Below are 12,421 nucleotides of genomic sequence, written 5' to 3' on the forward strand. Positions count from 1 at the left end.
ATTTTACCCGGAGATGACACTCTCATCTACTTTCTCTTGCAGTTTTTAATCAATTTCTAATCTCAAGTCCTTCCCCTAGGTATAAAACACCCTGAATCTCCATATACTAGGAATACTTTTATTTTCGTGGGGGTATCTATGAAACGATTTGAAGAGAATCCGGATGTTTCTTATCCTCCTTTTAGAGTTGACCACACGCATGAGTCAGCTACAAGAAAATTGTCTGAGCATCTCTATGAACGTTTCCTTCAAAAATCAGCACATCAGGATCTAGTAATCCTTTGCATCGGAACAGATCGTTCTACAGGCGATGCCTTAGGTCCCTTGGTTGGCTCCCGGTTACAAACATATTTTCTTGACGATATTCACGTGTACGGGACACTTGAATCACCTGTTCATGCCGTTAATCTTGCAGATCAGATCACGCTGATAACAGAAAAGCATCCTAATGCACTCATCGTAGCTATTGATGCTTGTCTAGGGCAATATCAACATGTAGGATGTATTAACGTCGTTGATGGTCCAGTGAAACCGGGAGCTGGAGTAAAAAAAGAATTACCCGCAGTTGGACACTTTCATATCACTGGAATTGTAAATGTAGGTGGTTTTATGGAGTATTTCGTCTTACAAAACACTCGACTACATATTGTAGTCAGCATGGCAGATATTATTGCCTCAGCTATTAACAAAGCAACAACTCAATTGTTTTCCCTTCAGCTCGATTATACATGGCAGGATATACCGTATATACGAGACGGTAGTTGATAGTAAAAAAGGCAACCTCACTCACTAGTCAGGTTGCCTTTTCATCTTCATCCTCTTTTATCCGACATAAAATGCCTCGGAAATTTCCTTGATTGCCGAAATCAGTCGCCTTACGTCATTTTCGTCGTTAAATACCCCAAAGCTCGCCCTCACAGCGCCTCTTTTTTCGGTACCAGCTGTCTCATGACCAAGTGGAGTACAATGATAACCAGCCCTCACAGCAATTTGGTATTGTTGGTCTAAAATAAATGCAATCTCTGCAGCGTCTGCCCCTTTTATATTAAACGCAACCAAACCAACCCGTTCAATCGATAAGTCAGGTCCATATACCTCTACTCCGTCTATCTTCATTAATTCCTCAAGGGTCATTTTTGTTAACGACCATTCCTGATGATGAATGTGCTCAATCCCAGTTTCTAATACGAACGATACACCAGCACCAAGCCCCGCAATACCAACCGTATTAGCTGTTCCGCTTTCATAGCGATCTGGTCTGGTCGTCGGCTGTTCAATAGCCTCGGATTGGCTGCCAGTTCCACCATGTAGTAATGGTTCCAGCTCTATCTCATCTGTGGCAAATAGACATCCCGTTCCTTGTGGTCCATATAAACCTTTATGTCCAGGAAAAGCTAACATATCAATCTTCATGTTGGTAACATCTATTGGGAGGACACCTGCTGTTTGAGAAGCATCCACCAAGAAAGTAAGCTGATGAAGATCACACAGTTCACCAAGCTCCTTAATTGGTAAAATAACGCCCGTCAGATTGGAAGCATGGCTAACCACAAGCAGTTTAGTTTCTTTTCGAAATGCTTGGGCAAAATCCTCAGCATAAAACAGCTGATCTTCACGCGGCCTGATATATGTAATTTCAATTCCAAGCTTCGCCCGCAAATATTCAAGTGGTCTGCGTACAGAATTATGCTCAATAGATGATGTTACCACATGATCCCCTGGCTGTAGGAAGCCTTTTATCGCCTGATTAAGCGCTTGAGTCGCATTTTGGTAAAAAAAGAGGTTATTCGGGTTCTCAATCCCAAACAACCTAGCAAGTTGTATACGCGTCCGAAACAACGCTTTGCTGGCCTTCATCGCAAGTGCATGTCCTCCACGACCAGGATTGGCTGCGTATTCATCTATTACTTCTATCATAACGTCTTTTACCTGAGGTGGTTTCGGCCAAGAAGATGCGGCATTATCCAAATAAGTCACTGACATAGGAAAATCCCCTTTACTCTTCTATTTGCAAAATATCAAGAATACGTTGCAGATCGTCATCGGAGTAAAATTCTATTTCTATTTTTCCCTTTTTATTCGTTTTATTGATTTGAACACCCGTTCCAAAGCGATTCTGTAGACGTTGCTCCCATTGTACGTATACCTTTTCCTTTGTAACAGGCTTTTTCTTTTTGGTTTCACGTGAAACATGTAGCTGTTTCACCGTTTCCTCCAATTGGCGTACTGTCCACTCATACCTAATAACTTCGCAAGCTAGTTTCCATTGTAAATCTGCATTTTCTACAGGAATCAACGCTCTCGCATGTCCCATGGATAAGGAAGACGTAGCTACTAGTTCTTTTATTTTATCAGGCAACTGTAGCAACCGCATGATGTTTGTTACGTGCGGACGACTTTTGCCTACTTTTTGTGCTAATTCCTCTTGGGTATAGGAACAATGCTCCATTAATTTAAAATACGCTTCTGCTTCTTCCATCGGATTTAAATTTTCCCGTTGCAGATTTTCAATGAGGGCAAGCTCCATAATCTGTTGGTCTGTATAGCTTTTGACCACAACAGGGACTTTCTTTACACCTGCTAATTTAGCAGCACGCAGACGCCGTTCTCCCGCCACTAACTCATAACCTTTAATACTTTTCCGGACGATTAAAGGCTGAATAATGCCATGAATCTTGATAGATTCCCCTAGTTCTTGTAAAGCAGTTGGTTCAAACTCTTTACGAGGCTGGTATGGATTGGGACGGATCTCGCTGATTTCGACGTCTGTAACTTGCTCGCTCTCTTCAATCAAATTAGAGGTGATTAAGGCGCCTAACCCTTTTCCCAAGCGTTTACTCATATACCGACCACTTCCTTAGCCAATTCAGTATAAACTTCGGCCCCTCTCGAACGTGGATCATAGCTGATAATTGCTTGTCCATGCGATGGTGCTTCACTTAGTCGCACATTGCGTGGAATTATTGTTTGATACACTTTATCTTGGAAGTATTTCTTTACCTCGTCAATCACTTGAATGCCTAAATTCGTACGCGCATCTAGCATCGTTAACAATACGCCTTCGATAGCTAGATTAGCATTTAAGTGCTTTTGAACTAATCGGACCGTATTTAACAGTTGACTAAGCCCCTCTAGCGCATAATATTCACATTGAATTGGAATGATCACAGAATCAGAGGCTGTCAGTGAATTGACTGTAAGAATCCCCAAAGACGGAGGGCAATCTATAATAACAAAGTCATAGTTATCTTTAACAACCTCTAGTGCCTTCTTTAAACGAATTTCCCGTGAAATGGTAGGTACCAACTCTATTTCTGCACCTGCTAATTGTATCGTAGCAGGGATAATAGATAACCCTTCAATCTCAGTAGGCAGAGTTGTCTCAATCGGACTGATATCATTAATTAGGACATCGTATACGCAATAACGCACATCGGCCTTATTAATACCAACACCACTTGTAGCATTACCTTGTGGATCGATATCCACTAATAAAACCTTTTTGCCTATACTAGCCAAGCAAGCGCTTAGATTTACAGCAGTTGTTGTCTTACCAACGCCGCCTTTCTGATTGGCTACTGCAATTACTTTCCCCAAAATCTCCACCTCATTTGTACATGTTACTTGTGAGAGCAGCTTGTCGTATTCCTGACGCTGTTCGCGCAAAATTAGCTGTTTTTAAGAACGATTTTGTTGATAAAGTACACATTTTAGATGATGCTGGTATTCCATATATACATAGTAATACAGAAAAAGAAAGGCGGCCCATGCCGCTTTATGACTAAGGTTTTTGATTTTTAGGGATACGAATCGTAAATTGATAATATTCATCGTAATCCTCTTCATTGGTTTCCACAGGTAACCCCGTCTGAATAACCATATCAATTGATTGACGCACGGTATTGATGGCAATGCGTGAATCACGTGAAAAGGCCTTAAATCTCCCCCGCTTTTCCTTCTCAGGTTTAGGATTTTCCATCATTTCTAACAATTGTTTCACTCTAGTTTCTGTTTGCTTCACATTAAGCTCACGCAGGGAAATCTCTTCTAACACCTTCATTTGTAGCTCTGCATCCTTTAGCGGTATCAAAGCACGTGCATGACGCTCCGTAATCCGTCTTGCCATCAGAGCTTCTTGAATCTGTTGTGGTAAGTGTAAAAGACGTAATTTATTAGCGATGGTTGATTGTCCTTTACCTAACCGTTGGGCTAAGCTTTCCTGCGTTAGATTATGAAGGTCAATGAGTTTTTGATAGGCATATGCCTCTTCAATGGCAGTTAAGCCTTCACGTTGTAAATTTTCAATTAAAGCAATAGAAGCTGTCTGTGTATCATTAAAATCTTTTACAATAGCGGATATCCGTTCCATACCGAGCTTCTTCGATGCACGCCATCTACGCTCTCCCGCAATGATCTCAAACTGGTTGTTACGAACACGAACTACGATTGGTTGAATAATACCATGTGTCTTAATTGTTTGGCATAATTCTTCAATTTTTTCATCGTCAAATACAGTTCTAGGCTGATAAGGATTGGGGACAATCTCATCAACTGGGATTTGTTTAATCTCCTCGTTTTCCGCTTTATCGGAGAGACCAAACAAACGTGAAAATTGATTTTTTACTGTCATTCTGAAATCCCCCACTTCTTTACACACTGTTAGAAAAACTCATGGTGGCCAATTCTTTGATGTTGGCCAAAATGTAGCGATGATAGAGCCTTAGGTATATCTACTTATCCATGATTTATCGCTTTACAAGCAAAGAGAGAAGAACATGGACATCTCTTCTCTGACTTAAGGCTTTTGTTACTATACATTTCGCACAGGACGATGACAGGTAGAACCCGCACCTCTATGCTTCAAAGTATTCTTCATAATAAGCTTAAATCCTGCCAACAAAACAGATAATCTTTGTGTTTCACGTGAAACATGACGATGTCCTATTTCTCTTCCATACGTCCTTTTCTCTTTATACATTTTACTTTTGATACAAATATTTTCTCTTCTTTTCCACTTCATCTTCTCCATCCAGATAGCTCAGGTGGAAATATTTCTTGAATAATAGCATCCATGTACCTCTCCACCCTCTCCTACAGACACAGGAACTGATTCACGTTAGGAAGTAACAAAATATGGATGTAGTATCTCTCTTTGTATAACGGCTAATTGAGCTAAAACTTTTCCTGTTTTCTTTTATTTTTATGTGAAAAGTAGAATGATTTATCCTTCATATACTCAAATACAAAAAAGAAGTTAGCCCCTTTTGGGAACCAACTTCTCCGTTATATACATGCTTTAGTTAGCTACTATAGTAATGGTTTTTTAGCCGGAATGCCTGGACGACGGGGATACGTTTTGGGAGTTGTCTCTATTTTGTTGATGAGGATTATATTTCTCTCTCCCGCTTCGTCAGGTAGCTCAAAACTCTCCACCTTATGTGTTTTACCACCAAGTAACTTAATAGCCCGCTTCGCCTCGTTCAGTTCAAGCGTAACATCTTGCCCCTTCATGGAGGCAAACAATCCATTTGGTTTAACTAAAGGCAGACAAAACTCTGCTAATAAATTCAATCGTGCTACTGCTCTCGCTGATACGATATCAAATTGTTCACGGTACTTTTTATCCTGCCCAATCTCTTCCGCTCTTCCATGTACAGGATACAAATCCGTTAAGCCTAGTTCAGTACCAACATGACTTAGGAAGTTCATACGTTTTTGCAAGGAATCAATGATGGTCATCTGTAAATGGGGAAAGCAAATTTTAAGCGGAATGCTTGGAAAACCAGCTCCTCCCCCTACATCGGCCATCTTTTTCATATCTTGTAACGGGACATAGAACGCTAAAGAAATGGAGTCATAAAAGTGCTTATTATATACCTCATCCTCTTCTGTAATGCCCGTTAAATTCATTTTTTCGTTCCATTCCACCAATAAACGATAATATTGATCGAACTGATCCAATTGTTCGGAAGTAAGCACAATCCCCTTTTCTTGTAGGCGTGCAGAAAAATCCTGTTTGCTCATTCCAGTCTCCTCTATTCAGCGGCTTGGTTTAGCATGCGATGAAATTGCTCCATATAAATCATTAATACAGAGATATCAGCTGGCGTTACACCGGAAATACGTGATGCTTGACCAATGTTTAGTGGACGAATTTTTTGTAGCTTTTCACGTGCTTCTTTCGACATACCGGAAATAACTGTATAGTCGATACTTTTCGGAATGAGCTTTTCCTCCACTTTTTTCATTTTTTCTACTTGAGCTAATGATTTACGGATATATCCGTCGTATTTGACTTGAATTTCTACCTGCTCGTGCACATCTATATTTAACTCTTCTGGCGCAGGAGAAATACGGTGGATATGCTCATACGTTATCTCTGGGCGACGTAATAATTGAGCAAGATCAATAACCTCTGTAAGTTCAGGTGTTCCTGCCTCTCGAATTACTTCCTGTGCCAATTCATTTTCTGGACGAATCCGAGTTGAATGTAAACGTTCCTTTTCCTTTGCCACTAGCTCACGTTTTTGTTGAAAATGTCTGTAGCGTTCTTCACTAATCAAACCAATTTCGTAACCAACGTCAGTTAAACGCATATCTGCATTATCATGACGAAGCAATAGACGGTATTCTGCACGAGATGTTAACAAGCGATAAGGTTCATTGGTACCTTTGGTAACTAGATCATCAATGAGAACTCCCATATAAGCTTCTTCGCGACCTAAGATTACTGGAGGCTTTCCCTGTACCTTACGCGCTGCATTAATCCCTGCCATTAAACCTTGTCCTGCTGCCTCTTCATAGCCTGATGTACCATTAATCTGCCCTGCTGTAAACAGACCATCTATCAATTTTGTTTCCAAAGACGGCCACAATTGTGTAGGTACGATGGAATCATACTCAATGGCATAACCTGGACGCATCATTTTAACCTCTTCCATACCATCCATAGAACGAAGCATGCTTAACTGAACATCTTCAGGCAGACTTGTTGACAGGCCTTGTACGTACATCTCTTCTGTATGGCGGCCTTCTGGCTCCAGGAAGATTTGATGACGTGGTTTGTCGTTGAAACGTACTACTTTATCTTCAATAGATGGACAATAACGTGGTCCAGTCCCTTCAATCGCACCAGAATACATCGGAGCACGGTGTAGATTATCTTGAATCACTTCATGAGTTTCCAGATTCGTATATGTTAACCAGCATGGTAATTGATCAGGAATGGAAGCCGTTGTTTCGTATGAAAATGCACGTGGCTCCTCATCACCTGGCTGAATTTCCATCTTGGAGAAGTCAACGCTGCTTTTATGCACACGAGGCGGTGTTCCTGTTTTAAAACGAACAAGTTCAAAGCCCAATTCTTTTAAATGCTCGGCTAAACGCACGGAAGGACGCATGTTATTTGGTCCACTTTCATACTGAAGGTCACCAATAATAATCTTTCCGCGTAAATACGTTCCTGTCGTAACGACGACTGCCTTCGCTTTATACTGTGCTCCAGTGTTCGTTATAACACCTTCACACACGCCATCATTTACAATTAGCTCCTCAACCATTGCTTGACGCAAAATGAGATTTGGCGTATTTTCAATCGTTTTCTTCATTTCATGCTGATAGGCAAACTTGTCCGCCTGTGCACGTAACGCATGAACAGCTGGGCCTTTTCCTGTATTAAGCATCCGCATTTGGATGTACGTTTTATCTGTATTTTTACCCATCTCGCCGCCCAAAGCATCAATTTCACGAACTACGTGTCCTTTTGCCGGACCACCTACTGATGGGTTACAAGGCATATAAGCTACAGCGTCTAGATTGATGGTGATAAGCAGGGTTTGACATCCCATACGAGCAGCTGCCAATGCAGACTCACAACCTGCATGACCTGCTCCGATAACAATTACGTCAAACTCCCCGCCGTTGTATGTTGTGCTCATGTTTCTACCTCCTATTTACCGAGACAGAATTGGGAGAAAATCTGATCAATTAAGTCCTCACCAACACTCTCTCCGATTACTTCTCCTAATAACTCCCACGCCTTTTTAATATCTATTTGCACCATATCTACCGGCATTTGTTGATGAATGCCATCTATAGCATCTTCCATCGCCTGTTCCGCTTGACGTAGCAAATTAATATGGCGAGCGTTACTCACATATGTCATATCTTCCTGTTGTACACGACCTGTAAAGAATAGATGGGCGATAGCTTGCTCTAACTGATCAATCCCCTTCTCTTCCTTGATGGACGTCAGAATCAAAGGTGCATGAGGAAAAGCCTCTTTTACTTTATCTAATTCCAGCTTTTGTGAAAGATCGGTTTTATTTACAATAATGATTACCTGTAAGCCTTTAGCCGCCTTAAAAATAGCTAGATCATCATCGTTTAAAAACTCATTATAGTTTACCATAAGCAGTACTAAATCGACTTGTTGAAGAATTTGGCGAGACTTTTCTACACCGATTTTTTCAACAATGTCATCTGTCTCCCGAATACCAGCTGTATCAATCAGGCGAAGAGGAACCCCTCTTACATTCACATATTCCTCGATAACATCGCGAGTCGTCCCAGCAATTTCTGTTACAATGGCTTTATCTTCCTGTACAAAACTATTTAATAACGACGATTTCCCCACGTTAGGCTTTCCGATGATCGCTGTAGATAATCCCTCACGCAAGATTTTACCCTGTTTAGCTGTTTGTAGTAAGCGAGCAACTTGTGTTTTTACATCCTCACACTTACCTAACAGGAAATTCTGCGTAAACTCTTCTACATCATGCTCAGGATAATCAAGAGTTACCTCGATATGAGCCATAGCTTCTATTAACTCCTGACGCAATCCCCTAATGAGCTTGGACAGCTTTCCTTCTACTTGTGATAATGCTACTTTTAAGGCTTTATCCGTTTTGGCCCGAATTAGGTCAATAACTGCTTCAGCTTGTGACAAATCAATACGGCCGTTTAAAAAAGCTCTTTTCGTAAATTCTCCCGGTTCTGCCAACCTTGCTCCATGCTCCAGTACCAAATCTAGGACCTTTTCTACAGAAATCAAACCTCCATGGCAATTGATTTCCACTACATCCTCTCGTGTAAAAGTACGTGGTGCCCTCATGACAGAAACTAATACTTCCTCTACTTGCTCATTGGCCACTGGATCTACCAGCGCACCATAATGTATCGTATGACTATCCACAGTGGATAACTTATTTTTACCGCGGTAGATTTTATCCACAATCGTAAGTGCATCATCGCCACTCACGCGAATTACTGCAATTCCACCTTCCCCCATGGGCGTGGCCACACCTGCAATCGTATCCATATTCACTATATTTCACCTCAAAACTATGAAGTAGGCATTCTTTTCCTAACGCCTTAGCATATCACATTTTTTCCACAATGAATAGAGCGCCTGCTAATGAGACTTATCCACAGTATTGTCAAAATCAAATCAGGTAAAACGCACAAAAAAAAGAAGCCTAGCGTGAGGCTTCTTTTTCCTTCGTTTTCGGTGCAACCACGATATAGCGATGCGGTTCTTCACCTTCACTAAACGTAATAACATCAGTGCGTGTTTGCAAAAAGGCGTGAATTACTTTGCGTTCTGCTGCTGTCATCGGTTCCAAACGTACATTTCGTTTGGTATGAATCGCTTTTTGAGCAAGACGATACGCTAATTTTTCTAATGCCTCTCTGCGCTTTGCTCGATAATTTTCTGCATCTAAAATAATTCGAACGTGTTTTTCTGCATGTTTATTGGCTACAACGTTGACCAAATATTGCAAGGAATCCAATGTCTGACCACGTCGACCAATCACCATGCCTAAATCTTCACCAATCATGTGGAAAACGGTACCTTCTGATTGTTTTTGGGAATCGATTTTCACATTAAGGTTCATCTGCTTTAACACATCAGATAAAAATGTACGTCCCTCTTCAATCGGATTATACTGTACTTCCACTTCTACTTTTGCATCTCTAGTACCTATTAAACCAAGAAACCCTTTACTTGGCTCTTCTAATACGCGAACATTTACTCTGTCTCTTGTTACTCCAAGTTCTCGCAGTGCCTTTTCAACAGCTTCATCAATCGTTTTGGCTGAAGCTAGCGCTTTTTTCACTTGGAAGCTCCCCCCTTGGGACTTTTCTGAGTAGTACGGTTATCTTTGTATAAGAAATACGTTTGGATAATCATGTAGATGTTACCGTATACCCAATACAAAGCAAGGGCAGAAGGTAACGTCATAGAAATTACCAAGATCATGATCGGCATCATATACAACATCATTTGCATTTGAGGGTTGTTTTGCATAGCAGAACCCATCATTTTTTGTTGCAAGAATGTTGTCAGGGCAGCTAAAATAGGCAAGATATAGAACGGGTCCTTTTCCCCTAGCTGCATCCATAAAAATGATTGTTCTCGGATTTCGCTCGTGCGAATAATCGCATTATAAAAAGCAATAAGAATAGGCATTTGAACCAATAATGGTAAACATCCTGCCAGTGGGTTAATATTATTTTTTTGGAATATTAACATGGTCTCTTGCTGTACTTTTTGTGGATCGTTCTTGTACTTATCTCGGATTTTTTGAAGTTCCGGTTGAATTACTTGCATTGCCTTAGAAGATTTAATTTGCTTCACGTTAAGTGGCAATGTCAAAGTACGAATTAAAATCGTTGCAACCAAAATTCCAAGCCCAAAGCTGCCGCCAAGTAGTAGTGCGGATTCCTTGATCAGCCAAGATAGTGGATAAACGAAGAATTTATCCCAGATTCCAGTTGATTCAGGACCAATTGGCGGAGGATGTGCAATATCAGTCCCACATCCTGCTAGAATTACCATTAGCAATCCAAGCAGAAGGACATAGCGAATACGACTACTCAAAGACATGTTCCTCCTTTAGTTAAGGAAAGTTATATTATTTATGTTTCTCTGGTACTGGATCAATTCCTCCTGGATGAAAGGGATGACATTTGGCAATTCGCACAATAGCTAACCACCCACCCTTCCATACACCAAAACGGCGTATGGCTTCAATCGCATAAAAGGAACACGTAGGCGCAAAACGACAGGTTGGAGGTTTTAATGGTGAAATAAATTTCTGATAAAAGCGGATAAATCCAATCAAAAATTTCTTCATTATCATCTAACCTCTTTTTTCGTTATGTATGTCAACCGCCTTTACTGCTTTTGCTCTTTTTAAAGCATGCATTAAAGAGCCTTGTATGGAAGCAAGCGGCATCTCTTCTACTCCTGGTCTCACAATTACAATAATATCCAAATGAGGCTTAATTCGATCCTCAATCGCAGCAATCGCTTCTTTTAACAGTCGCTTTACTTTATTACGTGTGACAGCGTTGCCAATTTTTTTACTGGCAGAGATCCCGATTCGAAAAGTGGCTTGTCCCTGATTTTCTAATGTATAAATAACAAATTGTTTGTTAGCAGCTGATTTTCCCTTTTGAAAAACCGTCTGAAACTCTTCGTTTTTTCGCAATCGATGCGAGCGATGCATTGGTGGACACCCCTACCATCAACATTATAGTGGAAAAAAAGGGCGCATTCCACTGCTTCTAGTATTACCAAGAAACAAAGGAAGAAGCCAGCCAGGGGCTGGCTCCTCACATATATTCTCTCACCTTTTTCTATAGAAGCAAACACTCTTTTACCTCTATAGAAAAAGGCCACTTTAAAATGTGGCCTAAGCGGAAAGCACCTTTCTACCTTTACGACGACGGGCAGCTAAAACCTTACGGCCATTTTTTGTGCTCATACGTTTGCGGAACCCGTGATCTTTCTTGCGTTTACGGTTGTTAGGATTAAATGTAGGTCTCATATTGAAGTTACACCTCCGTCCTCCAAGCATTCTTTGGAATTATATAAAGAAATAATCAAAAAGTCAAGTTACTGGTCACCTGATCTCTTTTGCCAAATTAATCCCCCTATATAGAATCACTTCTTCCTCTCTATTTAAACTTTTTTCTCTTCTACGTCTATTTTCTACTATAAATAACTATCCACAAAAGATTATTTCCCGCGCCTGTGTATATCTTTTTTATCCACAGAAAAGTTTTCTACAAATTTATCTACAAGTTGCACACAAAATATAGGGGTGTTGATATATTAAGGCCACTATTTGTTGTGTTTGTGGATAACTATTAAAAAACCATTGATATCATGGCCTTTATTTGATATCATGTTTTTGTTTTGATCCGTTGATAAGTGAAATCAGATTTTTACTTTTCCACAGCATGTGGATAAGGTTGTGGACAGATATTCTGCATTGTGAATAAGATACTCACAGCTATGCGGATAATTGTCTTATTTTTTTCTCAAAAGGTACGGGAGTCCGTGATGACATATGATTTAGCATTTTTATTTATCCACAATGCCTGTGTAGTGCTGAAAGGAGGGATTTACTAG

The 12,421-nt window shown here is 40.5% G+C and carries 13 protein-coding genes; 1 reads left to right on the forward strand and 12 read right to left on the reverse strand.

Going from position 1 to position 12,421, the window contains the following annotated elements; translation table 11 throughout:
- The first annotated feature begins 138 nt into the window (after nucleotides 1-138).
- Nucleotides 139-765, forward strand: coding sequence for a spore protease YyaC (gene yyaC / locus ACQV1I_RS24675; protein WP_104067927.1), 627 nt, complete (start codon nucleotides 139-141; stop codon nucleotides 763-765).
- Nucleotides 766-822: 57 nt separating this feature from the next.
- Here yyaC and ACQV1I_RS24680 read toward each other — a convergent pair whose 3' ends face one another.
- The 12 genes from ACQV1I_RS24680 to rpmH form a co-directional block, all read right to left on the reverse strand.
- On the reverse strand, nucleotides 823-1,983 hold the full coding sequence (locus ACQV1I_RS24680; protein WP_094700203.1) for an aminotransferase class V-fold PLP-dependent enzyme: 1,161 nt from the start codon (nucleotides 1,981-1,983) through the stop codon (nucleotides 823-825).
- Nucleotides 1,984-1,996: 13 nt separating this feature from the next.
- On the reverse strand, nucleotides 1,997-2,842 hold the full coding sequence (locus tag ACQV1I_RS24685; RefSeq protein ID WP_094700204.1) for a ParB/RepB/Spo0J family partition protein: 846 nt from the start codon (nucleotides 2,840-2,842) through the stop codon (nucleotides 1,997-1,999).
- A complete protein-coding gene (locus tag ACQV1I_RS24690) occupies nucleotides 2,839-3,597 on the reverse strand; it encodes a ParA family protein (protein ID WP_003344627.1) in 759 nt (252 codons plus the stop codon). Before ACQV1I_RS24690 ends, ACQV1I_RS24685 begins: the two co-directional genes overlap by 4 nt.
- A 184-nt stretch (nucleotides 3,598-3,781) precedes the next feature.
- On the reverse strand, nucleotides 3,782-4,630 hold the full coding sequence (gene noc / locus ACQV1I_RS24695) for a nucleoid occlusion protein (RefSeq protein WP_094700205.1): 849 nt from the start codon (nucleotides 4,628-4,630) through the stop codon (nucleotides 3,782-3,784).
- A 677-nt stretch (nucleotides 4,631-5,307) separates the two neighbouring features.
- Entirely contained in the window at nucleotides 5,308-6,024 is a 717-nt protein-coding gene (rsmG, locus tag ACQV1I_RS24700; protein WP_116333492.1) for a 16S rRNA (guanine(527)-N(7))-methyltransferase RsmG, read from the reverse strand.
- An 11-nt stretch (nucleotides 6,025-6,035) separates the two neighbouring features.
- The gene (gene mnmG / locus ACQV1I_RS24705; RefSeq protein WP_116333491.1) at nucleotides 6,036-7,937 is read right to left on the reverse strand and encodes a tRNA uridine-5-carboxymethylaminomethyl(34) synthesis enzyme MnmG; all 1,902 of its coding nucleotides are present in this window, start codon (nucleotides 7,935-7,937) and stop codon (nucleotides 6,036-6,038) included.
- An 11-nt stretch (nucleotides 7,938-7,948) separates the two neighbouring features.
- Nucleotides 7,949-9,325, reverse strand: coding sequence for a tRNA uridine-5-carboxymethylaminomethyl(34) synthesis GTPase MnmE (gene mnmE, locus ACQV1I_RS24710; protein ID WP_197261281.1), 1,377 nt, complete (start codon nucleotides 9,323-9,325; stop codon nucleotides 7,949-7,951).
- Between the two features lie 151 nt (nucleotides 9,326-9,476).
- A complete protein-coding gene (gene jag, locus ACQV1I_RS24715) occupies nucleotides 9,477-10,118 on the reverse strand; it encodes an RNA-binding cell elongation regulator Jag/EloR (RefSeq protein ID WP_018671237.1) in 642 nt (213 codons plus the stop codon).
- The gene (gene yidC / locus ACQV1I_RS24720; RefSeq protein ID WP_094700211.1) at nucleotides 10,115-10,882 is read right to left on the reverse strand and encodes a membrane protein insertase YidC; all 768 of its coding nucleotides are present in this window, start codon (nucleotides 10,880-10,882) and stop codon (nucleotides 10,115-10,117) included. The genes jag and yidC overlap by 4 nt, the downstream gene beginning before the upstream one ends.
- 34 nt (nucleotides 10,883-10,916) lie before the next feature.
- Complete coding sequence (gene yidD, locus ACQV1I_RS24725; RefSeq protein WP_004432969.1) at nucleotides 10,917-11,138, reverse strand: membrane protein insertion efficiency factor YidD; 222 nt, start codon at nucleotides 11,136-11,138, stop codon at nucleotides 10,917-10,919.
- A 6-nt stretch (nucleotides 11,139-11,144) separates the two neighbouring features.
- Complete coding sequence (rnpA, locus tag ACQV1I_RS24730; protein ID WP_018671239.1) at nucleotides 11,145-11,513, reverse strand: ribonuclease P protein component; 369 nt, start codon at nucleotides 11,511-11,513, stop codon at nucleotides 11,145-11,147.
- Nucleotides 11,514-11,699: 186 nt separating this feature from the next.
- Nucleotides 11,700-11,834 (reverse strand): 50S ribosomal protein L34, encoded by a 135-nt coding sequence (gene rpmH / locus ACQV1I_RS24735; RefSeq protein ID WP_003333985.1) that lies wholly within the window; start codon nucleotides 11,832-11,834, stop codon nucleotides 11,700-11,702.
- Nucleotides 11,835-12,421: the final 587 nt, after the last annotated feature.

Origin of the sequence: Brevibacillus sp. JB24b (assembly GCF_051713385.1) — a bacterium.
In the GTDB taxonomy this organism is placed as follows: domain Bacteria; phylum Bacillota; class Bacilli; order Brevibacillales; family Brevibacillaceae; genus Brevibacillus_B; species Brevibacillus_B laterosporus.